Raw genomic sequence first — 25,075 nt, forward strand, 5'->3', positions numbered from 1 at the left:
GGTCCTGAACTTTCATAACAATTTAATGCAATTGGTATTAGTTTAACGTGTTTGTATTATTTAAAAAGTGTTTTTAACGCTTACTAGCCACTGGACTGAGTCTACATCATCGTAGCTATCAACAGGGGCGGCAATATCAATGTGGATCATGGTTCCTGAGTTTGCGCGACTCGGTGCCAAACGCAGACCAACGCCTACATTTTTCAATACATGTGCATTTTCACCGTTATCTTCATCGTTAAACCATGCTCTGCCTACATCTACAAAAGCTGCGCCACCCACTTTAAATAGTTGCAGTAAATCGTACTCCCAGTAATAGCGCTTTTCTAAATTAACTAAAAAGCTGCGGTCGCCATGTTGATAATCCATAGGGTAACCACGCAGGCCTGTTTCGCCACCTAAAGTAAGCTGTTGATCAGCAGTCAGGTTTTTGGCGTATTGCACGCGGGCTTTAACATACCAAGATTGGTCTTCACTGGTATTTAAATAATATTGTACTTGGCTGGTGGCCATAAAGTTTTCGAGTTTTTTCTGTTCTTTATTCCAATAGCCATCAATATCAGCACTAAAACGCCATAAAGTATTATCGTTAGTAAAGTGGGCTTTTTTAAAGTTAAAAGAATACACCGCGCGGCTGTCGTCATTACTTAATGACTCATCTGAATAGCCAATTAAGCTTTTAATATTCCAACCTAAATTTAAATCCTCAGTGCGAGATATACTGTCAAAATTGCGTACCTTTATGTAGTTATCTTCAAACCAATGGCCGCTTATAAAGGGGTAACTTAAACTTCTGTCATCGGCAAGTGGTGCAAATGTAGTGTCTATAGCTTCAAAGGTATGTTGCTCATCGGTATAGCCTAACGTTAGTCGCTGGGTCCAATTATTATTAAGCGCTTTAGAGTGTCCTATAAATACACGGTTTAAATCGGTAGTTTGATCAAATTCGCTAAACTCTTCGCCGCGTTTATATAGTGACTCTTCGCGCTGCTCAGAATAGCTTAAAATACCGTAACTAAAGGGGGTGTCAATTGCGTAAAATGGATAGGTTAGCTCAAGCAAATGGCGCTTGCCGTCGCTGTTATCGGCGTACTCTAAACGGCCTCGGTAGCGAGTAGATAAAATATTCGGATCGTCGTAAACAAATAAGTAACCGCTGCGATCGCTGTCAGTGGTACGCGAAAAAGAAAGGCGCTTACCCCACCCAAGCAGGTTAGATTCTCTAAAACCTATACTCGATTTGTTTTCTCCACCGCTTCGACTAAAGTTCACTTCAGGTAAAAGTGTCCATAAATCACGGGTAACCACTTCTACATTAACGTCGCCGTCGCAGTTTTCGGTAGCACTAATTTGTGCATCATATAAGTAGCTTTCTTTGCGAAGTAAACGCTCTGATTCTGCGAGCTTTTTAGCGTCGTACTTGTCACCTGGGGAGAATAATAAAAGGTTATTAATGACATCGGGCTCTGTTTGAATGTGAGCGCGATTAGCAAAACGGAATAGGGCAATATTTTCCTCTTCAAGCTCAGTATTAAATACATTAAGTTGCTTGAGCTTTATTGAGGCTATTTTAGCGTTACTATTACTGTGCGTGAGGGTTGTTTTGTCTTGAACTTCTCGGCGTAGGTTTTTATTTGTGCTTAAATCTGTCTGTTCTACAAGGCAGTTATCAGTTTTCATTGAAGATTGTTGTGCGAACGTATTAGGCACATAAAAGCTTAAAACCGTTAAACTAATACAACATTGTGCTATCCATTTCTTGCTCACCATTAAACCTCTTACTGCTACGTAGCAAATGACTATCGTAATATCAGCTTACATCATTGTTATTATAATGTAAGTAAAAGGTATGGATTTTGAAATTAATTAATTGTTACCCATATTCACTTTTGTTAATAGCCAGCTGGTTTGCAGCGACCTATGCGCTAAGCATTAAAAGCTAGCTTAAATAAAATGCTAAAGCGGCGAGTAAGTGTTCAGCTTCATGACCTTCGGCATTAATCCAGATGCTTTGGCTGTAATGCTCATAGTTTAAATTAAAGGTTTGATGATTATAGGTAAAGCGAACTTGATGGCGATCGGCGCCTGCAGAATATTCGTTGAGTGTTACTTCGTCTGAGTGTAAAAATAATGTACTCCACAGCTCAAAGTCTTCATCGTTTGGTAGCTCAATGGGATTAATCAAAATACATTTGTGTGTATGGTCATATTCTATTTGGGTCATAATGCTCTTAATTAGTAGCTAGGTAATGTCGAATTGCCGTTAAAAATTCGCCGCCGTACTTATTTAACTTAGTAAAACCAACACCTGAGACCTTTAAAAATTCACTGTCGTTTGTTGGCATAAGCTGCGCCATTTCGGCTAACGTTTTATCATTAAATACTACATAAGGTGGCACATCGTCGGCATCAGCAAGTTCTTTACGAAGTGCGCGCAGGCGAGCAAAGAGTTTTTTGTCGTAATTAAATTGCGCTAACTTATCTTGATAAACGTGTTTGGCTTGCAGGCGTGGCTCGGCTAATTGCAGTGCGTATTCACCTTTTAAAATTACACGCGCGGCTTCTGTTAATCTAAGTGACGCACCTTGTGTTATATCTTGGCTAAGTAAGCCTTGATGAATAAGTTGGCGTAAAATACTGAGCCAAAACTCACTGCTTTTATCTTTACCTATGCCGTAGGTACTTAATTCATGATGATTATTATCGCGGATGCGGCTCGTGTTTGCACCGCGAAGTAACTCAACAATATAACCAAGTCCAAAACGTTGTCCCGCTCTGTACACACACGAAAGTGCTTGCTGAGCGACTAACGTACCATCAAAGCTTTTTGGCGGATTTAAGCAAATATCGCAGTTGCCACAAGGTTCGCGTTGATATTCACTAAAGTAGTTAAGTAATATTTGACGACGACATGTTTGCGCTTCGGCAAAGCTTGCCATTGCGTTAAAGCGTTGTTCTTCTACGCGGCGGCGTTGTTCGTCGTCTATGTCTTCAAAAAAGCGCCTTACGCGACCTATATCAGCTGGGTCAAAATACATTATAGCTTCTGCGGCAAGTCCATCTCGCCCAGCTCGACCAGTTTCTTGATAGTACGACTCTATACTTTTTGGAATATCGTAATGCAGTACAAAACGCACATTAGGCTTGTTTATGCCCATACCAAAAGCAACGGTTGCGACCACTATCTGTATATCGTCACGGGCAAACCCGGTTTGTACAAATTGTCGTTGCTCGTTACTCATACCAGCATGATAAGCGGCAGCGTTTAGTCCTGCATCTGCAAGCTTTTCAGCAATGTCGTCTACGCGTTTACGGCTGGTGCAATAAATGATACCGCTTTGGCTTTTTTGCTCCTTTAGGTAGCGAAGCAATTGCACCATAGGTTTAAATTTTTCTTCTATGGTGTAACGAATATTGGGGCGATCAAAGCTGCCAGTATGAATATAAGGCTGTTGTAGTTTTAATTGCTCAACTATATCAAACCGTGTGGCTTTATCGGCGGTGGCGGTTAATGCCATCATTGGGACATGTGCAAAACGTTGCTTTAATTCGTTTAAGCGAAAGTAATGAGGTCTAAAGTCATGACCCCAATGCGACACACAGTGCGCTTCGTCAATAGCAAATAAACTCACATTTAAATGCGATAAACGCTCTAAAAATTCGTGTTGTAATACTTTTTCAGGCGCCACATATAAGAGCTTAATTTGCCCCTGATGAAGCTGTTGATACACCAATTGCTGTTCTTCTCGTGCTAAGCTGTTATTAACGTAAGCGGCTTTTACCCCAAGAGCTTGCAGTTGCGTTACCTGATCTTGCATTAGCGATATAAGCGGAGATATAACAATGGTTACGCCTTCGAGTACTAAAGCAGGGATTTGGTAGCACACCGATTTTCCGCCGCCAGTAGGAAGCAATACAAGCGAGTCTTGACCGTTAATAGCGGCATCAATAACTGCTTTTTGACCGTCGCGAAATTCACTGTAGCCAAACACTTGTTTGAGGACAGTTTCGGGTTTACGCACAAGGGTGCTAGAAGGTGGAGTTGATGTATTCATTGGCGGGTATTTTAGTGGTTTTTTAGTGAGATGTCTTTAGCTGAGTTACTTGATAAATTATTTAAGTGGAGTCTCGTAGTTTTACACTATGTATGCTTTACTCATCTTACCTGTTTTGACATAGAGAATAATAATGAATAAAGAAATGTTAATTGAACAAGTAGGTGCGTTATTTGTAAATGGCATGCCGTTTAACCAGTTTTTACAAATATCGGTTGAGTCGTTAAGCCCTGAACAGGCCAAAATTACGTTCCCGTGGCAGGATGTACTAATTGGTAATCCTGCGCAAAAAATACTCCATGGTGGTGTTATTTCAGCCGTACTTGATAATGTAGGCGGTATGCTCGCTGCAGCAAGTGTAATTGATAAACTCACCGATTTAGATATTACAAGCGTGCAAACAAAATTAGCCACACTTGGGACTATCGACTTACGTACTGATTATCTGCGCCCAGGTAAAGGAGAGAGCTTTACTGCCAGCGCAACACTTATTCGTTCAGGTAATAAAGTATGTGTATGCAGAATGGAATTACATAACGAACAGTCTGTTCAAATTGCTTTTGGAACCGGCACGTATTTAGTTGGATAAAACGCGTATGGCAAGTAAACTAGCGGCCTTTTAAATCACTAAGTGTGTATTATGTCGATTGATACTGAGCAGCGTAAAGGTGCTATTTTTGCTTGTCTTGCTTTTTTAATGTGGGGCCTTGCGCCAATATACTTTAAGTTGATTCAGCATGTTTCTGCTTTTGAAATTTTAATGCATCGGGTTATTTGGTCGGTTGTGTTTTTAGTATTGGTAGTAAGTGTTTTACGGTATTGGGGTAAAATTAAACGCATTATCGTTCAACCTAAGCTTTTGCTTATGCTTGTTATCACCTCTGCACTGCTTGGGTTTAATTGGGGTTTATTTATATGGGCTATAAATAATAACCACATGCTTGATGCAAGCTTGGGCTATTACATAAATCCTCTTTTAAATGTATTACTGGGTATGCTTTTTTTAGGCGAACGCCTGCGTAAGTTCCAAGGCGTAGCAGTAGCCCTTGCCTTTAGCGGTGTAGTGCTGCAGCTAATTAGTTTTGGCTCGTTTCCGGTAGTTGCCTTTTCACTGGCTATATCATTTGCACTTTATGGTTTATTACGTAAAAAGTTACCGGTTGAAGCCTTGCCTGGCATTTTACTCGAAGCACTTATATTACTGCCTGTCGCACTTATTTATTGGTGGTTAATGGTGCCTACAGCAACATCAAGCCTGCCAGCTAATGATTGGCATACTAATGTACTACTGATTAGTGCAGGTATTGTAACTACATTACCACTGCTGTGTTTTACCGGTGCAGCTAAGCGTTTGCAATATACTACACTTGGCTTTTTTCAATACATTGGGCCAAGCTTAATGTTTATACTAGCTGTGGTGTTTTATGGTGAAGTGTTTGATGCAGAGCGTGTAGTAACATTTGCATGTATTTGGAGTGCACTGGCTATTTTTAGTTGGGACTCTTACCATCAATCACGCAAACGTAAAAAAGCGGCTATTACAGCCGCAGAAGTATAATTAACTAATAAAATGGTTAACTAACTACTTTATTACGACCAGATTCTTTAGCGTCGTAAAGCTTTAAGTCGGCCTGTTTTAAAAGTTCATCAATTTGATAAACAGGCCCGTTTGCAAAGCCAATAGAAATGGTGAATTTTATTTTAGCTTTACTAAACTCTTGGCTATTCATTTCTATAAAATACCTAAAGCCTTCAAGGCGTTTAAGGGCTTCTTGTTTATCTGCATCTATAAAATAAACTGCAAACTCTTCACCACCTAAGCGCGCTACTAAGTGCTTTTTAAAGTATTTACTGAAGCAAATAGAGAGCCCTTTTAATACTTCGTCGCCAACATCGTGTCCGTATGTATCGTTAATTGATTTAAAGTGATCAATATCAAGCATAGCTAAAGCACCGTCACCTTTAGTATGTTTTATTTGCTTTAATGATTTTTCAGCTTCTTCAAAAAAGTAACGACGATTTGGTAAATTAGTTAAATAATCCGTGTTGGCTTGTCGCCTTATGGTGGCTATAAGGTCTAACATATCGACGTTTTGACTAAGCCTGCAGTAAAACTCTTCGCTATTAAAAGGTTTGTGCAAATAATCGTTTGCGCCATTTTTTAAAAATAAACTAGAAAGCCCTACAGAGTCAGAACCCGAAATACCAATAATAGCTTTTTCATCATTGCTGTATAAGCGGCGAATCTCGCTACATAGTTCATCGCCATTCATATTGGGCATTTCATTATCAGTAATAATAACTGAAATATCAGGTGAAGCTTCAAGCAGGTTTAACGCTTCTTGTCCGTCTTGTGCTTCAATAATTTGATACTTATGGCGCACTAATAAACTACAAATGTATCGTCGGGTCGATTTAGAGTCGTCAACAACGAGTACTTTTACATTTTCGTTGCGAGGCAGGCGCTGTAACTGTTTTTCGAGGTACTGATAAGCTTGTTTATTTTCTTTAATGATGTAATCGATGATTGGGTATTTTTCTACAGTGTCGCGAGTTTTTTTATCAATATTGCCCGTCATTACAATAGTTGGAATGTCTGCATTAATAGTACAAGGTATTGCCTCACCTAATGGGGCATCAGGTAATATGAAGTCAACTACAGCGCAAAAATAGCTATTTTTACTTATAAGCTCTTTTGTTTGCGCTAATGACTCAGCTATATCAACTTCATAACCAGCCTTAAGCGCGATGTGCTTTTGCACTCGCGCCATGGCAGGTGTATCTTCAACTATTAGTATTTTTCGCGTCACGGAACAACCCTATATATTTTGCAAAAATATTTGCTTATACAAGTTGTAACTGTTAAAACGCAAAAAAGCAAATAACTTAAATACTTACAGATTATCCGCTTCTGAATAATACTCTTGGCTAATCGGCGCCGGGCTCGACATTTTTGAACGGCCAAATAAAGTATGAAACTTAGTTTTGCAGGTCGTTAGTTTTAAGTATTTTACCCAAGCTCGTTCGATTGGGTTGGTAGGTTCTTGTGAGCCAGTTACGACTGCTACAAACTGTTCTTGGTGTTCGTTTTGCGGCTCAATTGTTTTACTGTATAAGCCTTTTAAAACAACTCCGTGTTGTTCAAGTATGCTGGCTTCTAATAAGGTGAAGTTTCCGCTGCGGCTAAAGCCTCGTGGAAAGTTTTGATCATCATAAAATTGACGTTGGCTAACAAATGCTTGGCGTAGTAATGAAATGTTATTGCTCATAGCTTTATCCTCATACCTTAGTAATTAGCTGGAGTATGATGCAAGTTTGGCAATTTATTAAACAAATTATTTTTATCGTGAGGATAAAAAATTGGATATCGATTTATTAAAAACATTTGTTGAGGTAGTGCGTACGCGTCACTTTGGTAAAGCGGCCGAAAACCTTTATATTACGCAGTCTGCAGTGAGCTTTAGAATTCGCCAATTAGAGCAAGGACTTGGTGTTAATTTGTTTATTCGCCAGCGTAATAACATTCAACTTACAGCACCTGGCGAGCGTTTATTACCCCATGCACAAATGATTATTACGGGCATGCAACGCGCCAAAGTGGATGTTGCGCTTGCCGATAATATGCATAAGCAAATTAGCTTAGCAGGAACGCCCAATATTTGGGATGCTTTTTTACAGTTTGGTATAACAAATATTGTATCAGCGATGCCGGGCGTGTCATTAGTCGCAGAAGTTAAAGCACAACAAGAAAGCACTCGGCTGTTATTAGAACGCACGCTTGATTTGGCAATATTGTTTGATCCACCAAAAGTAGACGAGCTAGTGGTAGAGCGAATCTGTGAGTTGCCAATCATTCCCGTAAGCGGATACGACACTGCAACGAACGAAAACTTTTTTGATAATCAGTATGTATATGTTGATTGGGGAACTACTTTCTCACTTTGGCATGCGCGTCAGTTTACCGGTAAAACACCGCCTTATTTTAGAACCAGCACAGGACGTATTGCACTTGATTTAATACTGCAATGTGGCGGCAGTGCATTTATACCTCAAGTATTGGTAGAAGGGCATTTAGAAAAAGGTGAACTGTTTCATGTTAAAGATGTAGAAAATACCTCGCGAGACGTGTTTATAGCGTATCACAGAGACAACGAGCAAAAAGAGTTAATAGAAACCTTAGTTAATTTACTATCGCAAATGACCCCAAGCTTGTCATTAAAGAAAAGTAAGTAAGTTCGGCCGTTTATTAGGCTTTCATGTTATTTTGATTTCAAATTTAATGCATTTTTATTAATAAAAAAAGACATTAATATTTCCATTGTAATATTACTGTCATTTAGCGGTGACAAAATGCAGCAGTTTTAAAAATTAGTCTTTTGTGATTATCCAAGGAAATAACATGAAATTTGTAAAATCGAGCTTATGCTTAGCACTATTAAGTGGTTTATCTTTTAATGCACTTGCCGATGTAGACATTTACGGTAAAGCGAATGTAACAGTGCAATCATCTGATGACGGCGAAGGATCTTTTACTGAGATAAAAAGTAATGCATCTCGTCTTGGTGTTAAAGGTTCTGAAAAAATAAATGATAGTTTAGAAGCGGTATATAAGTTTGAGTTTCAAGTTGATGTGTCTGATGCTGATTCAAAAGGCGATAACGACGACAATATTTCTGCGCGTAACCAATACGTTGGTTTAAAAGGTGCGTTTGGCCAAGTGGTTATTGGTCGTAACGATACTGCGCTTAAACAATCTCAAGGTAAGTTAGACTTGTTTAACGACCTTGAAGGCGATATTAAAAATGTATTTAAAGGTGAAAACCGTTTAGGGAATACTGTTAGTTATTCATCAAACTCATACGAAGGTTTTAAAGTACTTGCTACTTTTGTAGCTGAAGATGATGTAGACGCTGATAACGGTTACTCAATGGCGGTTACTTACGGTGACGTGGCACTTAAAAAGAGCGCAGTATATGCCTCTATCGCAGCCGATAGTGAAGTAAATGGCTACGATGTAGTACGCGCGTCAATCCAAGGTAAAGTTGAAAACTTTAAGTTAGGTGCAATGTACCAAACACAAGAAAAAGTTGACGGCAGCGCAGAAGCGGATGGTTATCTATTAAATGCAGCTTACAGCATGGGTAACAACACATTTAAAGTACAATACCAAGACATGGACTTTGACGACAGCGACGATAAGTCAGCAATATCAGTTGGTCTTGATCACAAATTAAATAAAAACATTAAAGTATTTGGCTTTTACTCAAGCTTCGACATGGACAACAACGTTGACCAAGACTACGTAGGCTTAGGTATGGAATACAAGTTTTAACTATTCGCTAAATTAGTTAAAACACTCCCTTTTTAACCGCGCTCTTTTGAGTGCGGTTTTTTTTGCTTTAAATTATTTACTTAGCCGCCCATAATAGAGCTTCATTTGGAATGAGGTGCGAGTCCTCGACTGTTCCCGCAACTGTAATTAGCGCAAAGCTTTAAGTCAGATACAAATGGTATAATACCAATTTTATTAAAAACATGATCTTTCTAGCGAATTAAATAACTTACTAACTTCGTTAAAAATTATTCATATAGAACAAGTATATGTCATAATTTCCGCTTTGTTATTAAGCTATTTCTTTGTCGCTATAATAAATCACTAATTTAGTGCAATTGGTATAAATTCTTTTAACGAGCGGGTTTACTCATTTTTTCTTGTAGTGCATTAGTATTTTTATCGCATTTTAGTGAGTTTAATCCCGTCTAGGACTGACTATTGCACACTCAAACGCCATTAAATATACCATTACTAAACGTTAAAAACGTATCGTGGGGTATTGGCAATAAAACGATCCTCAAAAAAATAAACCTTAAAATAACCACAGGTAAATTTGTTGGTTTAATTGGACCTAATGGCGCAGGTAAATCGAGCTTATTGCGTTGTTTATATCGTTTTAATAAACCCAGTGATGGCGTTGTAGAGTTTAACAACACCGATATTTGGCAGCTAAAAAGCGATGAGTACGCAAAAAAAGTAGCGGTTGTTTTACAAGAAACCCCGTCGCAATTTAACTTAAGCGTATTTGATGTTATTGCACTTGGGCTAACGCCTCATAAATCGCTATTTAGCTCAGTAACTAACATTGATAAACAAAAAATTACCCAAGCTATCAACACTGTAGGGTTGGCAGATCATAGCGATCAAAGCTTTGAGTCACTTTCGGGTGGAGAAAAGCAACGTGCCTTGATAGCCCGCGCCATAGTTCAGCAACCTCAGTTGTTAATAATGGACGAACCAACTAGCCATTTAGATGTTAAATACCAAATACAGGTAATGGAGCTTGCTAAATCGTTGGGTGTAACGGTGTTTGCATCGTTTCATGATTTAAACTTAGCTTCTGCAATGTGCGATGAACTAGTGGTTATTAAAAATGGTGAAATTACACATACAGGCACGCCAAGTGCGGTATTAACCGAAAACATGCTAGGCGACGTTTTTGGTGTCTGCGCCCAAGTAAATAATCACCCGCAAATATCGAAGTCGGGAAATAGCATCCCTCATATCACTTACTTTTATGGTTACGAATAATATGAGCGCAGTTAATACTCGCCACTCACTTGCGCTATTCATCAGTGCTGCGGCTGCTTTATTTAGTTTATTTGCAGCACTTAGTTTTGGTGCAGCAGAGACCTCACTTCAAGACGTACTTAATAGTTTTTTGCTCTCAAATGATGCGTCTTTTAATTCGCGTATTATTTTTGAACTAAGAATGCCACGCACATTACTCGCCTTTTTAGCCGGCTCTGGCTTAGCAATTGCGGGGCTTATTTTACAAACGGTAACGCGCAACCCTTTAGCCGATCCTTACTTATTTGGTATATCGTCGGGTGCTTCATTTGGGGTGGTGTTACTTATGGCATTAGCAGGTATTAGCGCAGGTTTTATGTTATCGGCAGCAGCATTGCTGGGTAGCTTACTCGCCATGAGTTTATTAATACTTATTGCAGGTAGGCAGCAAAGTGCACAGGTAGAATCAATGTTATTAGCTGGTGTTGCTCTGTCGTTTTTATTTAGTGCATTTACCAGCTTGCTGCTTTATTGGAGCGACCCTCAGGCGGTAGCCGCTATTTTATTTTGGACACTGGGCAGCTTTTCGCGTGCGCAGTGGGCTACGCTTTGGTTGCCTTTATTGGTAATTACATTGTGTACGTTTGTAATGCTGAGCTTTAGAAGGCAGCTAAATGCTATGTTACTGGGCGATGAAAGCGCAATTACATTAGGTGTGAGGGTTCAGCGCTTTAGAATACTTATGCTGGTTTTAAGCTCATTAATTACCGCTGTGCTGGTGGCTATGTGTGGTGGTATTGGGTTTGTAGGATTAATGGTGCCGCATATTGTGCGCTTTTTTATATCCCAAGGCACCATCGCTGGCTTACTGGTAACCAGCTTGGTGGGCGGTACATTTATGGTGTGGGTTGATGTACTTTCGCGCTCATTGCTGAAAAACCAAGAACTGCCCGTAGGTGTTATTACTGCAGCTATTGGTAGCGTGTTCTTTTTGAGTTTATTGTTTTTTAGAAAGCGAAGGGTGTAATTCCATGAAAACCTTAATGGTGCAAGGCACTACATCAGATGCTGGTAAAAGCACTTTAGTTGCTGCCCTTTGCAGGGTGTTTGCTAAGCGTGGGGTAAAGGTTGCGCCTTTTAAACCACAAAATATGGCACTCAATAGCGCAGTAACAAAAGATGGCGGCGAAATTGGTCGTGCGCAAGCTTTGCAAGCAATAGCAGCTAAAGTAGAGCCAGAAATAGACTTTAATCCTATTTTACTTAAACCTAATAGCGATACTGGTGCACAAGTGATTATTCACGGAAGAGCCATTAGTAATATGGAAGCGGGCAAATATCACGACTATAAAAAAGCGGCGATGGATGCAGTAATTACCTCACATAACCGCTTAGCTAAACGCTTTGAATTACTCCTTGTTGAAGGGGCAGGTAGCCCTGCTGAAATAAACCTGCGTGAAAACGATATTGCCAATATGGGTTACGCCGAAGAGGTAGATTGCCCAGTAATTATAATTGCTGATATTGATAAAGGTGGTGTGTTTGCACATTTGGTAGGTACGCTTGCGTTGTTAAGCGAGTCAGAACAGGCGCGCGTAAAAGGCTTTGTTATAAACCGCTTTAGAGGCGATATAGGTTTGCTGCAAGGCGGGCTTGATTGGCTTGAAGAATACACAAACAAACCCGTACTTGGCGTATTACCTTATTTACACGACCTTGCGCTTGATGCTGAAGACGCCGTCGCAATTGATAATAACGTAACCAACGCCTCAATTAATATTGCAGTGCTGCTTGTACCCCACATTAGTAACCACACCGATTTTGATGCACTGCGTTTGCACCCAAACATTAATATAAATTACGTGCGCCATATGCAAACGATCCCAGAAGTTGATCTGATAATTCTTCCAGGCAGTAAAAACGTGCTGGGCGATTTAACCTTTTTGAAAAATGAAGGTTGGGACACTCAAATTAAACGCCACTTACGCTATGGTGGTAAAGTACTTGGCATTTGTGGCGGCATGCAAATGCTGGGCAATACGCTCAATGATCCAGATGGTATTGAGTCATCATTAAAGCAAGTAAATGGGCTTGCTCTGTGCGATTTTGAAACCACGCTAACAACACAAAAAGTATTAACTAAAATAACCGCTACACTGCTTTTAAATAACCAATCAACACCCTGTAGTGGTTACGAAATACATGCAGGGATTAGCCAAGGTGCAGCGCTTAATAAGCCATTTTTAACCTTTGATGAAAGCCACCCACATGGCTTTACGTTTGATGGCTTTATTAGCGATGATAACGCCATTGCGGGCACTTATTTACATGGCTTATTTGATGAAGCCGATGCTACATCGCAAATTTTAAAATGGGTAAAACCAAGCGCCTCAATTAACCCAATTAGTATTGCCGCTCACCGCGAGCAGCAGTTAGAACGATTAGCAACCATGTGCGAAACGCATTTAAACATACAGCAAATTATCTCGATTTATGAAGGGTACAATAATGACTGAACAAAACAACGATAAGCATAAGCAGCGCCAACAAAAAGTAAAAGAACAAGTGGATGCACGTGTTGCCGCCGCACAAGATGTAAAAGGTATTTTTCAGGTAATTACCGGTAATGGTAAAGGTAAATCAACCTCAGGCTTTGGCGTTGTAGCACGCTGCGTTGGACATGGTAAAAAAGCAGCCGTTTGCCAATATATTAAAGGTACGTGGGAATGTGGCGAGCGTAATTTATTACAAAGTGCAGGTGTTGAGTTTGTTGTAATGAACACCGGTTTTACTTGGGATACGCAAAATAAAGAAGCCGATACTGCAGCCGCGCAGGCAACATGGCAAGAGTCAAAACGTATGCTTGCTGATAGCAGTATTGATTTAGTATTACTTGATGAGCTTACGTATATGGTGACTTACGGCTACGTTGATTTAGATGAAGTAGTAACAACCCTTAATAACCGCCCACCCATGCAGTCAGTTATTATTACAGGGCGTGCAGCACATCGTACTTTAACCGACCTTGCCGACACAGTAAGTGAAGTGCGTAATGTAAAACATGCATTCGACTCAGGCATAAAAGCGCTCGAAGGGTTTGATTACTAATGTTTAAAGCGTTTTTTATTGGGGTGCTGCTTTTTTGTGTATCGGGCAGTGCACTTGCAGAGCTGGCTAATGATTCTAAAAAACTGCGAATAATCGCGCTTGCACCGCACATTGTCGAAAACCTATTTGCCATAGGGGCGGGCGATAATATTGTGGGCACGGTTGATTACGCCGACTACCCAAGTGAAGCCCAAAGTATTGAGCGCATAGGGGGGTATTACGGCATCTCGCTTGAAAAAGTATTGGCGCTTAAACCCGACTTAGTTATTGCGTGGAAAAGCGGAAATCAAAGCGAAGATTTAGCCCAAATAGAGCGTTTAGGTATAAAAGTGTATTTGAGTAATCCCACCACAATCGCGGGTGTAGCCCACGAGTTACTTACTTTTGGTGAATTTACAGGGAATATTGAGCAAAGCCAACAAGCGGCAAATGCATTTACACAAAAGCTAAACGCGATTGTTAAAAGCCAGCAAGATAAAAAAGATATTACCGGATTTTATCAGTTATGGGCTGAGCCCATGATGACAGTAAGTAAAAACACATGGATAAATCAGCTGATTGAAACATGCCATGTAAGTAATGTATTTGCCGATAGCGTTACAGATTATCCGCAAATTAGTATCGAAAATGTTATTGTTACTAAGCCGCAAGTTATTATTATCCCTGATGAAAAATCAAAAACACCACAGCCGGTTGTTAATTGGCAAAAGTGGCCAGAAGTACCAGCAGTTAAAAATGATCAATTTATTAGCGTAAATGCCGATTTATTACATCGTTTTACTCCGCGCATGCTAGATGGACTCGCGGATATGTGTGTTAAAATAGACGCATCACGTAAACAGATTAAGAGTACACAATGAGCAATTGGGCTACATTTTTAGAAAGTGAATTACAGCAACCTTACATGCAGCAAACGTTAGAGTATGTGGCTAATCGCCGCAATGAAGGTGTTGCTGTTTACCCGCCTGAAGCTCAAGTATTTAGTGCTTTTGATGCCACCGCACTTAATGACATCCGCGTTGTAATTTTAGGACAAGACCCATACCACGGGGAAGGGCAAGCGCATGGCTTGTGTTTTTCGGTATTGCCTGATGTAAAAAAGCTGCCACCGTCGCTTAAAAATATGTACAAAGAGTTAGCTGTCGATATCAGCGGGTTTATTATTCCTGAGCATGGTTACCTGCAAAGCTGGGCAGATCAGGGCGTGTTTTTACTCAATACAGTATTGACCGTGGAGCAAGGGCAAGCGCATTCACATAAGCATTTAGGATGGGAGCAATTTACCGATAATGTAATTGCCCATATTAATAAGCACTGCGAAGGTGTGGTATTTATTTTATGGGGGGCACATGCACAAAAAAAAGGTAAAGGCATAGATAGCGCTCGCCATCATGTTTTAAAAGGGCCGCACCCATCGCCGCTTTCGGCGCATAGAGGCTTTTTTGGTTGTAAGCATTTCTCACAAACGAATGAGTTATTGCAAGCCCAAAAAGATAAGCTAATTAACTGGCAAATCTAATTTATTCTAAAGAACTCAAATTGTTTAAACCATTAAAAAAGGCTTCCAGATTCTGGAAGCCTTTTTGTTTAGTTGGGGCGTATTGAATTAAAAATCGAGCTCATCAATTGCAATACTGTCTGTAAAGTAGTCTAGTTCTTGTAGTTCTTTACGTAGGCGCTGTTTGTCTTTTATTGCTTCTATTTCACGCCATTTTCTTTTTTTATTTTTTTGAGAGGTTTTTCTTGTTGTATCTGGTCCTTCTAATATCTCTAATATATCGTTTAGGCTATCCATGAACTTCTCCTATTGATTTTATTGACCTCAAGAATACCTATACCACAGGCCTAGTTAAAATAGAATAAAAAAGTGACAGTTATGTTACATAAGTGTGATTAATTGATGAAGGTTTATACGAAGATTATATGAAGGTTAAATAGAGAAGTAGCCAATTTTAGGCATAAAAAAACGCCGCTATTGCGACGTTTTCTAAAACACGATTATAGCAAATTACATTGCTTTAAAACGCGCTTCTAGTTGTTCTTGTGCATCAGCAAAAGAGCGAATACCTTCAGCCAGTTTTTCAGTAGCCATAGCATCTTGGTTATGTAACCAACGGAACTGCGCTTCTGTAAGTGGCTCTGGTTTTGGCTCTTTAGGAATATCTGTTTCTAGCAAGTATTCCTGTGCGCCTTCAAGGTTACCTAAATCTTCTAAAAGATTAGGGCTAATAGTTAGCTTGTCGCAACCAGTAAGAGCAATAATTTCGCCTGTATTACGGAAACTTGCACCCATCACAACTGTTTTGTAATCATGGCGTTTGTAAAATTCAAAAATGCTGCGTACAGACTGAACACCTGGATCTTGTAGCGGATCGGTTGGTTTTTCCATACCGTTAGCAACATGCCAATCTAAAATACGACCAACAAATGGCGAAATTAGAAATACGTTTGCATCGGCACATGCGCGAGCTTGGGCATCGCTAAATAGTAAAGTAAGGTTACATTTAGTACCTTCTTTTTCTAGCTGCTCAGCGGCTTTAATGCCTTCCCACGTAGACGCTACTTTGATTAAAATTTTATCTTTGCTTACACCTTCTTTTTCGTAAAGGCTAAGTAGAGTATGTGCTTTATCAATAGTCGCTTGCGTATTAAACGAAAGGCGTGCATCTACTTCAGTAGAAATATAACCAGGTACAATCTCACTAATTTCTTTACCAAGTAACACGGCAAAGTAATCACATGCTAGTTCAAGCTGTTTAGCTGGCTCTTGCTCGGTTTCTTTTGCATAGCTCCAAGCTTTATCTAGGTAAGGCTTATATGCTTCAATCTCGCTCGCTTTTAATAAAAGCGACGGGTTTGTAGTTGCATCTTCTGGTTGATGCTTTTTAATAGCTTCAATATCACCAGTGTCGGCTACGATAGATGAATGTTGTTTTAGCCTTTGTAGAGCTGAAGTCATTTGCTTTCCTCATTCCAAGCAAGTTAAAAGAAAAATCTAATCACTCTTAATATATACAATCCATACTGCAACAGTGTGACAATGCTTGATAGGTCTTATGTCCTTATCAATAGAAAAACGGCAGTGCATGGGTTATTAAGAGAGGATTTATTTAAACAAAACGTGCTTTTCGTTTCATTTAATGTTGAAATTGACACTAAATAAATTACAAGTCAATAGCTAACTATGATCACTGTTATTTCACCTGCAAAAAATCTTGATTACGAAACGCCACCCGCAACAGACAAGTTCACTCAGCCTGAATTACTAGAGCACAGCGAAGAGCTCATGAAAGTATGCCGTGAACTAACACCAGCGCAAATTGGCAGTTTAATGAAAATTAGCGATAAGCTATCTGGGCTTAACGCAGCACGCTTTAGCGAGTGGGCGCAGCCGTTTACACAAAGTAATGCTAAACAAGCAGTGCTTGCCTTTAATGGCGATGTATACGGCGGTTTAGATGCAAGCACGCTTAAAGCTAGCGAGCTTGATTACGCACAAAACCATTTACGTATCCTTTCTGGCTTATACGGCTTATTAAAACCACTTGATTTAATGCAAGCTTACCGTCTTGAAATGGGCACCAAGCTTGAAAACTCGCGTGGCAAAAACTTATACGAGTTTTGGGGCAGCGTAATAGCGAACAAACTAAACGACGTATTAAAAGCACAAGACGCGCAATACTTAGTTAACCTTGCTTCAAACGAATACTTTAAAGCGGTAGATAAAAAAGCATTAAATGCACAAATTATTACCCCACACTTTAAAGACTGTAAAAACGGTCAATACAAGGTAATTAGCTTTTACGCTAAAAAAGCACGCGGCATGATGGCGCGCTACATTATCGAAAATAAAGTAACGCAATTAAGCCAACTTAAAGAGTTTACTGTGGCGGGTTATTACTTTAGCCCTGAGGCAACAGTTAAAGAGCTTGAGCCGGTATTTATGCGCGACGAACAAAATTAGGTCATAAGCTTAAATAAACAATTGAAAAGCCATGCATTGCATGGCTTTTTTGATACTGGCGTTATATTTGCAACTATATCTAATATTAATGAGATTATTAATTAAATAGGTGCAAACAAAATGATCAGTATTCCGTCAGTTGGCGAAGCCGAAAAGCTAATAGAGGAAAAGCTCGGAGGGTGGTTTGATGTTGTTATCAGCCATATCCCTAATTTTATAGTGGCAATTGTAATTGCCATAGTATTTTCAATATTGGCACGCTTTGCTGGCAAGCTGATGAAAAACGTATTACACCGCTCACTCGACTCAACGCAAATTGCCGATTTAATGGCGTCAATATTTAAAGTTATTGTGTTGTGCATAGGTTTATTTATAGCGCTCGATTTTGTTGGCTTAAAAGGCACCGTTACTTCGCTACTTGCTGGTGCGGGTATTGTGGGTTTAGCCATTGGTTTTGCGTTTCAAGACATGACCGAAAACCTAATTGCAGGTATAGCAATGGGTGTACGTAAGCCATTTAAAACAGGTGATGTAATAGAAACCGATGATGTGTTTGGTTCGGTGCATTCTATAAACCTACGTAACACGCTAATAGAGAGCTTTTACGGGCAACTAATACTTGTACCAAACAAAGTCTTATTTAGAAATGTACTAAAAAATTACACTACGCTAGGTATAAGGCGCATAGAAGTACCTGTAGGTATTTCGTATGGCGACGACATAGAAAAAGCAAAAGACGTTATAGTCGATAAAATTAACGAATTTGACTTTGTAATACGTAAAGACGAAACCGCTGTATACGCTGAAGGTTTTGGCGACAGCAGCATTAACTTACTGGTGTGGTTTTGGATTAAATACCCAGGCGAGCCTGACTTTATGACGGTACGCCACAAAGGTGTTGTTGCCGTTAAGCAAGCATTAGACGAAGCTGATATTAGTATTCCTTTCCCAATTCGTACTTTAGATTTTGGTATTAAAGGCGGTGAGAAACTCGATGCCATGATAAGCGATAAAATAAGCCAGCAGTCATCCAATAAAGACAGTAGCGACGGTGCTGACTCTAGCCAAAGTGAGTAATTTAGTTAAAACTCATTAGGCAAAAGCATTGGGAAATAGTTACTTACCAGCAGCGCATTTTTACAGAGTAAAATTGCGCTTTTTTTATAAACGGATTATTAGCTAAAAGTTTAAATACCTAGTTTTGTGTTTATTGAATATTAATTCAGATTAGTTGCGTTTGGTCATGGGAGTATTAACAAGTAAAAGTAGTGTTTACCCAGCGATTTTTTTACTGCCTTTGCTGCACACTCTGAAAAAACGCTCTCATCTATTTCAATAACTAAATAAATCATCCTTTTTAAGCCCGTTAGGTCGGCTAAAGAATCTGTGTAAGCTTTTTCAGTATCAATTGGGTTAACTTAAGGGTTAAAAGAGCAAAGACAAACACGCTAGCGTCAATTCTAAATCTATCTTCTTAAGTATAAGTGTGAGCTATCGTTTTAGGGGGAGGAATAATCGTATTGCTTAGGCTTTATTTTATCTTTTTCACAGCTGCAAAATTTGCCTTAAAACAGAATATAAAAAAGCGCAGCTTGTGTTGGAGTAACAAGCCGCGCTTATGAATTAGTTATACAAATAGGTTTTGTGGTGCGTATTAAATAACGCTAATTTTGTTACGAATGATTTTAACCCCATCTATATTTTCTAAAAACTTTTGAGCTAGTGCGCGCTGAAAACCAGTTTGTGCTTCACCGTATAAATCTACTTCACCATTTTTTACCTGCACACGAATATCACTTAACGCTAGGTTAGGGTTAGTTCGTAGGGTGTTGGTGATAGTTTGTTGTAGGTTAGGTTGAGTGGCTACACTGCTTACTACGGCCATATTGGTTGCTGCACTTACCTTTGTAGCGCAAGCTAATAAAAATAAACAACAAAATGATACTAAAGCGATAGTTAACTTGAAGCGGTTCATAACTTAATCCTTACATTACGGTGAATAGTGCAGCCACAAAATGGAAATTCCATCGGCTAGGTTATCTTTGTAGTTACAATTTCGGTGCCAATATTAACGCTATGAAATATAAGATAATTTTATTAAGTGGAAATTAAGGTGGGCAAAAATTACATTTAAATGAGTATGAGTTACATGCTTGGGTTACATATGTAACAGGTACAAACACCAGAGCCTGTAAGGCTTGCATTAAAAAAGCCGACAAAAGTCGGCTTAGAATAAAAATATGTTAGGTTACTTTTTCTTTTTAACCTTGGCCTTTTTCTTGGCTTTCATTTTTACTGGATCTTTACGCTTTTTAGCCGGCGGCTTAGCTTCTTTATGCTGTGGCTCAACACCTTTAATTACACGGCGTTTTAGTTTTTGTTCAACGTAGCGCTCTACTTTATACAAAATACCAATGTCGTGTGCTTCAACTAACGATATTGCAATCCCTTTTTTACCAGCACGGCCAGTACGACCAATACGGTGTACGTATACGTCGGCAGTGCGCGGCATATCAAAGTTAATAACGTGGCTGATGTCAGATACGTCAATACCACGTGCAGCTACGTCGGTAGCAATTAAGATACGTGTTTTACCACTGTGGAAGTTTTCCATGGCTTTCATACGTTTGTCTTGTGGCATTTCGCCGCGTAACCAAGCTGCTTTAACGCCATTATTGGTTAGCTCGCCAATCAGTGTTTCTAAACGCTCACGGGTTTTAACAAATACAATTGCTTTAGTCACGTCTGGACCATTTAAGGTATTTACTAAAAGCTCTAGTTTATGATGATAGTCATCGGCTAAATGTACCCACTGGTGAATTTTAGCTTTTTCTTTACGTGACGATTCAGCTTCTAATAGAGCAGGGTCGTTTAATGTTTTTTCAGCAAACCTTTCTACGCTGTCACCTTCGAGTGTTGCTGAGAATAAAAAACATTGGCGACGATTTTTAGCTTCGTCACAAATACGGCTCATTTCTTTTTTGAAACCCATGTCTAACATGCGATCTGCTTCATCGATAATAAGCATTTCTACGTGTTCAGCATGAAAGTTTTCGGTTTCTAGGTATTCCATTAATCGACCTGGTGTGGCGATTAAAATATCGTTATTTTTTTCGAAAATTTCTTTATGCGTGCCGTAGTTAATACCGCCTGTTACTACACCAATTTTTAGGTGTGTGCGTTTAGCTAGCAGTTCACATTGTTCATGAATTTGATAAGCCAACTCACGAGTCGGGGTCATAACGAGGACGCGCGCAAAACCAGGATCACGACGTGGGAAATCCAGTAAGTACTGAATAGCCGGAATTAAAAATGCCGCTGTTTTACCTGTACCAGTAGGCGCAGATGCTAAAATATCGCGCCCCTGTAGTGCTTCAGGAATAGCTTGTTGTTGAATGCTGGTTGGCGTCTCGTAGCCCATTTTATTAATGGCATCGAGTAGCTTGTTATCAAGATCAAATTCAGAAAATTGCATAGAGTGTCTAAAATAAGGGACAATTACCCTGATTATACGCGCTATGCTGCGCTTGGTGAATGAAAAGGTGAAAAAATGTCTGGTTTTGTATTTAAACAATTTAAAGTTGAACACGACCACTGTGCAATGAAAGTTTCTACCGATGGCATTTTGCTTGGCGCATGGGCTAATTTAAGCGGTGCAAAGTCATTACTTGATATAGGCACAGGCACCGGCTTATTAGCATTAATGTGTAAGCAGCGCAGTAATGAGCTTGATATAACTGCGGTAGAAATTGACGAAAGCGCCTATACCCAAGCATTACAAAATGTAGCTAATAGTCCGTGGCCAACAATAAGTATTAAGCACCAAACTATTCAAAGCTTTAGTAGTGAAGTTAAGTTTGATGTTGTTATCTCTAATCCACCGTATTTTAATCACAGTTTAAAAGGCGATAATGCTGCGCGTAATACCGCGCGCCATACCGACGGCTTAAGTTTTGAAGAGTTAATAAATGCGTTTAAACGTTTAAGCCATAGTGGTTCTCGCTTTAGCTTAATACTCCCAAGCGTTGAAGGCGCATTATTTATTGAGCTTGCTACTCAAAATGGGCTTTATTTAAATGCTCATTGCCAAGTAAAAGCCACGCCTAATAAAGATATTAGCCGCAGTTTAATGGCATTTAGCTACGTAAAAAGCGATTTAGAAACATCAATTCTGTGTATTAGAAACTTAGATAATACCTACACCGCTGATTATATAGCTCTGTGCAAAGCATTTTATTTGAAAATGTAAAGCAATTGTAAAATAGGAACGAATAACGCAAACTGACTAAAACCTATTGTTGAGAACAGATATGGATAGTCAGTTACCAAAATCTTTTATAATTATACTTGCCGTATTACAGGCTATTGCTCTTACCCTTTTGTATAGCAGTATAGAAAATAATGTGTGGCCAGCAACAAGCCCTACATTGTTAGTCTCACTTATTACATTTTCTATGAGCTTTCCTTTATTAATGCTAATGACCGTTAATAAAAATAATATAAAAACGTCGTTGCTTTTAATCCTTCCTTTTTCATTGTTGTTATCTTTATTGGGGGCGTATGTTGGCTTTCAGCAAGAGCCTCAAGAGTACGTAAGTAATAACACTTTAATGTCAGTTTTTATTTTTACTAGTTTAATAGCTGGCTTTAAAGGCCTTATGTACATACAACAATTTGGTAGCTCAGAAAATGTTAGTTACAGTCGTTTATTTAAGCTCTCTTGGCGTAATTTTATAATATTTGGAGAATGCTGGCTGTTTGTACTTATTTTTTGGGGAATTCTAAATTTAGGTGCGGCTTTATTTGATATTTTAGATATAGAATTTTTCTCTGAGCTACTAAGAAATGAATGGTTTTGGATCCCAACCTTAACGCTCGCATTTGCCTTTGCGAGTGTCATATTTAGAAAGCTTTTGAACATTGAAGATAATATCGCTTTTTTACTACAAACTTTAATTAAGTTTTTATTGCCTGTTTTATCAGTTATTTCTCTCGGTTTTTTAGCAACACTTCCTTTTACCGGACTCAATAAATTATGGGAGACCGGAAGCGGCAGTTTATTAGTAATGTGGCTGCAGGTGCTCACGTTGTTTTTTGTTAACACTGTTTATAAAGATGACTCATCAGTTCGCCCTTATCACATGCTCTTGCACCGACTCGTTTTTATAAGCGTTGCGTTACTTCCAGTTTATAGTGTTATTTCTGCCTATGGAATTTACTTACGGGTAGAGCAGCATGGGCTAACAGTAGATCGTTGTTGGGGCATTTTGATTTGGTTTTTATTGGCGTGTTTTTCGTTTAGTTATCTTGTTGGAATTATAACAAAGCGAGACAATTGGCTAGAGCCGCTTAGCAAAATAAATATTGTGATGGGGTGGGTGGTGCTCGTTAGTATGCTTGCTGTTAACTCCCCTTTATTAAATTTTCAAAGCTTATCTACAAACAGCCAAATAGCGCGTTTAGATGCAGATAAAGTAACAATAGAAAAGTTTGACTATTACTATTTTGAGCACAGCTTAGGTCGCCAAGGTTATTTAGCTATGCAGTTATTAAAACAGAAAATTGAAACGAGTCACCCAGAGCAATACGCTATCATCGATAGGATGTATGTAAATAATGAGTTTGCTTTAACGCTTGAACACACAGTCGATGATTTTATTGAGCGCAGTGTATTTTGGCCATCACAAGTGCTAATACCTCAAGGTTTAATAGAGGCAGTATTTTCTGAACAACATTTTTACGATCGTAACTCTTTAAAAGAACATACTTACTATTTCATTGGCATGGATTTAAACAAAGATGATGAACTCGATTTTATAGTGATTGACGAAAGTAATGAAAATATATCCGCATATTTCTGGTTATTCTACATGGGTAAGTGGCGCTCAAAGTATATGAATGTCGAAAATCCTGAAGAGATTAGATACCTTAAAAGCATGATTGATAATAACGAATTATCTTTAGTTGAGCCTGAATATTCAAATCTAAAAATAGGGGATGTTGTTTTTAAAGTAAGGTAATACGTTGCTTTGTTTTTTATGCTACAGATCCTTAAACCTAAACTAATGATTATTAGTTTAGGTTTGTTGTTATTTTAGGTGGGGCGCTTTGGTAGTGTGTTTATAAATCACCTGTTATGATTAAGTAATTAGTCACTTGATTTAAAGACAACACAATGAAAAAGTTAAATAAAATAGCATTACTTAGCACGTTAGCAGCCACCATTTTTGCAAGCCAAGGTGTGTTTGCTGCTATTACGCCTGTAGGGCTTTGGAAAACGATTGACGAGGATACAAACCAAGCTAAGTCGTATGTACGTATTACCCAAACCAACGGTGTATTAAGCGGCAAAGTTGAAACCATTCTTAACCCTGCAAAACAAAATGATATATGCAGTAAGTGTGATGATGAGCTAAAAGATCAGCCTATTTTAGGAATGACCATAATCACCGATGTAAAAGCACAAGATGATGGCGTATGGGGAGACGGTGAAATACTCGACCCAACAAATGGTAAAACCTACACTTTACAACTAACCCCGCAAGATGAAGGTAAAAAGCTCGAAGTGCGCGGTTACATTGGCTTTTTTTACCGAAACCAATATTGGCTAAGAGTAGAGTAAGTTTTACTACTTACTTAATTACTAAACGTTAAATAATTAAGCATTAACTGAAATCATTTTTACGCTTTGCCTTTCTTACTCACTAAGCCTGCCATATTTAATTGGCATAAAACTTTGAGTAAATAAAAGGGTAAAATATGATTAAGTACATAGTTGCTTTAATAATGCTTAGCACACTGTTAATAAGCGGTGCGGCAAACGCAAAGGATGATGCTGTAAACACGGGTTGGTTTAATAACACGGCTATTAAAGGGTATGACAGTGTTGCTTATTTTACCCAAAATAAAGCCATTAAAGGCAATGACAAATATACGTTTAGTTATTTAGGTGCCGACTGGCATTTTTCGAGTGAAGAAAACAAAACGGCATTTGCAGAAAACCCAAAGCGTTATGCTCCGCAATACGGTGGCTGGTGCGCTTATGCAATGGCTGATGAGGGGAATGCCGTAGGGATTGACCCAGAAGCATTTTATATTCACGAAGGTAAGCTTTACTTAAATTACAGCCAAAGCGTACAACAAAAATGGTTAAGTAATTTATTGCCGTACATTGTAATGGCTGATGGATATTACCCACAAACGACCAATGTTATGACGTTTCAATAAATTACTCATATTATTAGAGTCTGTTGAACTTTGCGGATTAAAATTTGTTCAAACTAGGGGCTATTTAATCGCGGCGCGAGATTTGTAACCTAGTGGGCTAAGTAAAAACCGAGCAAAGCTTCCGCGTCCTGCTCACGCCCCTTACCTACATCCATG

The 25,075-nt window shown here is 39.0% G+C and carries 25 protein-coding genes and 1 riboswitch; of the genes, 16 read left to right on the plus strand and 9 right to left on the minus strand.

Features of this window, described 5'->3' with window-relative positions; all coding sequences use genetic code 11:
• Positions 1–60 precede the first annotated feature (60 nt).
• The 3 genes from H5116_RS18540 to recQ form a co-directional block, all read right to left on the minus strand.
• Positions 61–1,770, minus strand: a complete 1,710-nt coding sequence (locus H5116_RS18540; protein WP_033021578.1) for a BamA/TamA family outer membrane protein — start codon at positions 1,768–1,770, stop codon at positions 61–63.
• Between the two features lie 169 nt (positions 1,771–1,939).
• Positions 1,940–2,224 carry a DUF3630 family protein gene (locus H5116_RS18545; RefSeq protein ID WP_002961372.1) on the minus strand — a complete coding sequence of 95 codons (285 nt, stop codon included), beginning with the start codon at positions 2,222–2,224 and terminating at the stop codon, positions 1,940–1,942.
• Between the two features lie 7 nt (positions 2,225–2,231).
• Complete coding sequence (gene recQ, locus H5116_RS18550) at positions 2,232–4,055, minus strand: DNA helicase RecQ (protein ID WP_024605058.1); 1,824 nt, start codon at positions 4,053–4,055, stop codon at positions 2,232–2,234.
• A 133-nt stretch (positions 4,056–4,188) separates the two neighbouring features.
• Here recQ and H5116_RS18555 point away from each other — a divergent pair, with 133 nt between their 5' ends.
• Positions 4,189–4,644, plus strand: coding sequence for a thioesterase family protein (locus H5116_RS18555; RefSeq protein WP_024596241.1), 456 nt, complete (start codon positions 4,189–4,191; stop codon positions 4,642–4,644).
• A 51-nt stretch (positions 4,645–4,695) separates the two neighbouring features.
• Complete coding sequence (gene rarD / locus H5116_RS18560; RefSeq protein ID WP_039488332.1) at positions 4,696–5,613, plus strand: EamA family transporter RarD; 918 nt, start codon at positions 4,696–4,698, stop codon at positions 5,611–5,613.
• Between the two features lie 16 nt (positions 5,614–5,629).
• Here rarD and H5116_RS18565 read toward each other — a convergent pair whose 3' ends face one another.
• Both H5116_RS18565 and H5116_RS18570 read right to left on the minus strand, forming a co-directional pair.
• Complete coding sequence (locus H5116_RS18565; protein ID WP_024605056.1) at positions 5,630–6,865, minus strand: response regulator; 1,236 nt, start codon at positions 6,863–6,865, stop codon at positions 5,630–5,632.
• A gap of 84 nt (positions 6,866–6,949) precedes the next feature.
• Positions 6,950–7,324 (minus strand): DUF413 domain-containing protein, encoded by a 375-nt coding sequence (locus tag H5116_RS18570; protein ID WP_024596244.1) that lies wholly within the window; start codon positions 7,322–7,324, stop codon positions 6,950–6,952.
• Positions 7,325–7,415: 91 nt separating this feature from the next.
• Here H5116_RS18570 and H5116_RS18575 point away from each other — a divergent pair, with 91 nt between their 5' ends.
• The 8 genes from H5116_RS18575 to ung all read left to right on the plus strand — a co-directional run bounded on the left by H5116_RS18575 (position 7,416) and on the right by ung (position 15,247).
• Positions 7,416–8,288, plus strand: a complete 873-nt coding sequence (locus H5116_RS18575) for a LysR family transcriptional regulator (protein ID WP_024596245.1) — start codon at positions 7,416–7,418, stop codon at positions 8,286–8,288.
• A 166-nt stretch (positions 8,289–8,454) separates the two neighbouring features.
• Positions 8,455–9,387 (plus strand): porin, encoded by a 933-nt coding sequence (locus H5116_RS18580; protein ID WP_002961381.1) that lies wholly within the window; start codon positions 8,455–8,457, stop codon positions 9,385–9,387.
• Between the two features lie 61 nt (positions 9,388–9,448).
• A riboswitch (cobalamin riboswitch) is annotated at positions 9,449–9,583 on the plus strand.
• A 245-nt stretch (positions 9,584–9,828) separates the two neighbouring features.
• The gene (locus H5116_RS18585) at positions 9,829–10,641 is read left to right on the plus strand and encodes an ABC transporter ATP-binding protein (protein WP_182716805.1); all 813 of its coding nucleotides are present in this window, start codon (positions 9,829–9,831) and stop codon (positions 10,639–10,641) included.
• Between the two features lies 1 nt (position 10,642).
• Positions 10,643–11,647, plus strand: a complete 1,005-nt coding sequence (locus H5116_RS18590) for an iron ABC transporter permease (RefSeq protein ID WP_182716806.1) — start codon at positions 10,643–10,645, stop codon at positions 11,645–11,647.
• 4 nt (positions 11,648–11,651) lie between these two features.
• The gene (locus H5116_RS18595) at positions 11,652–13,136 is read left to right on the plus strand and encodes a cobyric acid synthase (protein ID WP_182716807.1); all 1,485 of its coding nucleotides are present in this window, start codon (positions 11,652–11,654) and stop codon (positions 13,134–13,136) included.
• Entirely contained in the window at positions 13,129–13,728 is a 600-nt protein-coding gene (gene cobO / locus H5116_RS18600; protein WP_182716808.1) for a cob(I)yrinic acid a,c-diamide adenosyltransferase, read from the plus strand. Before H5116_RS18595 ends, cobO begins: the two co-directional genes overlap by 8 nt.
• Positions 13,728–14,588 (plus strand): cobalamin-binding protein, encoded by an 861-nt coding sequence (locus H5116_RS18605; RefSeq protein ID WP_182716809.1) that lies wholly within the window; start codon positions 13,728–13,730, stop codon positions 14,586–14,588. Before cobO ends, H5116_RS18605 begins: the two co-directional genes overlap by 1 nt.
• Complete coding sequence (ung, locus tag H5116_RS18610) at positions 14,585–15,247, plus strand: uracil-DNA glycosylase (protein WP_024604200.1); 663 nt, start codon at positions 14,585–14,587, stop codon at positions 15,245–15,247. Before H5116_RS18605 ends, ung begins: the two co-directional genes overlap by 4 nt.
• Positions 15,248–15,334: 87 nt before the next feature.
• Here the strand turns inward: ung and H5116_RS18615 are convergent, their stop codons facing one another.
• The gene (locus H5116_RS18615; protein WP_002961395.1) at positions 15,335–15,523 is read right to left on the minus strand and encodes a DUF3545 family protein; all 189 of its coding nucleotides are present in this window, start codon (positions 15,521–15,523) and stop codon (positions 15,335–15,337) included.
• Positions 15,524–15,736: 213 nt separating this feature from the next.
• Entirely contained in the window at positions 15,737–16,687 is a 951-nt protein-coding gene (tal, locus tag H5116_RS18620) for a transaldolase (RefSeq protein ID WP_002961397.1), read from the minus strand.
• Positions 16,688–16,912: 225 nt separating this feature from the next.
• Here tal and yaaA point away from each other — a divergent pair, with 225 nt between their 5' ends.
• Together yaaA and H5116_RS18630 are read left to right on the plus strand one after the other, a co-directional pair.
• Complete coding sequence (gene yaaA, locus H5116_RS18625; RefSeq protein ID WP_002961399.1) at positions 16,913–17,692, plus strand: peroxide stress protein YaaA; 780 nt, start codon at positions 16,913–16,915, stop codon at positions 17,690–17,692.
• 120 nt (positions 17,693–17,812) lie between these two features.
• Positions 17,813–18,769, plus strand: coding sequence for a mechanosensitive ion channel family protein (locus H5116_RS18630; RefSeq protein ID WP_182716810.1), 957 nt, complete (start codon positions 17,813–17,815; stop codon positions 18,767–18,769).
• 577 nt (positions 18,770–19,346) lie between these two features.
• On the opposite strand, the gene H5116_RS18635 is transcribed toward H5116_RS18630, so the two are convergent.
• Both H5116_RS18635 and srmB read right to left on the minus strand, forming a co-directional pair.
• Positions 19,347–19,667 carry a BON domain-containing protein gene (locus H5116_RS18635; RefSeq protein WP_002961403.1) on the minus strand — a complete coding sequence of 107 codons (321 nt, stop codon included), beginning with the start codon at positions 19,665–19,667 and terminating at the stop codon, positions 19,347–19,349.
• 273 nt (positions 19,668–19,940) lie between these two features.
• The gene (gene srmB, locus H5116_RS18640; protein ID WP_002961405.1) at positions 19,941–21,167 is read right to left on the minus strand and encodes an ATP-dependent RNA helicase SrmB; all 1,227 of its coding nucleotides are present in this window, start codon (positions 21,165–21,167) and stop codon (positions 19,941–19,943) included.
• A gap of 75 nt (positions 21,168–21,242) precedes the next feature.
• On the opposite strand from srmB, the gene H5116_RS18645 reads away from it, so the two are divergent.
• The 4 genes from H5116_RS18645 to H5116_RS18660 all read left to right on the plus strand — a co-directional run bounded on the left by H5116_RS18645 (position 21,243) and on the right by H5116_RS18660 (position 24,919).
• Positions 21,243–21,941 carry a tRNA1(Val) (adenine(37)-N6)-methyltransferase gene (locus H5116_RS18645; RefSeq protein WP_182716811.1) on the plus strand — a complete coding sequence of 233 codons (699 nt, stop codon included), beginning with the start codon at positions 21,243–21,245 and terminating at the stop codon, positions 21,939–21,941.
• A 61-nt stretch (positions 21,942–22,002) separates the two neighbouring features.
• Positions 22,003–23,712, plus strand: a complete 1,710-nt coding sequence (locus H5116_RS18650) for a DUF4153 domain-containing protein (protein WP_182716812.1) — start codon at positions 22,003–22,005, stop codon at positions 23,710–23,712.
• Between the two features lie 155 nt (positions 23,713–23,867).
• The gene (locus H5116_RS18655) at positions 23,868–24,314 is read left to right on the plus strand and encodes a DUF2147 domain-containing protein (protein WP_149603205.1); all 447 of its coding nucleotides are present in this window, start codon (positions 23,868–23,870) and stop codon (positions 24,312–24,314) included.
• Positions 24,315–24,451: 137 nt separating this feature from the next.
• Positions 24,452–24,919 (plus strand): YHS domain-containing (seleno)protein, encoded by a 468-nt coding sequence (locus tag H5116_RS18660; protein WP_086993855.1) that lies wholly within the window; start codon positions 24,452–24,454, stop codon positions 24,917–24,919.
• The last annotated feature ends 156 nt before the right edge of the window (positions 24,920–25,075 follow it).

Source organism: Pseudoalteromonas sp. SG45-2 (assembly GCF_014164115.1).
Classification (GTDB): Bacteria; Pseudomonadota; Gammaproteobacteria; order Enterobacterales; family Alteromonadaceae; genus Pseudoalteromonas; species Pseudoalteromonas distincta.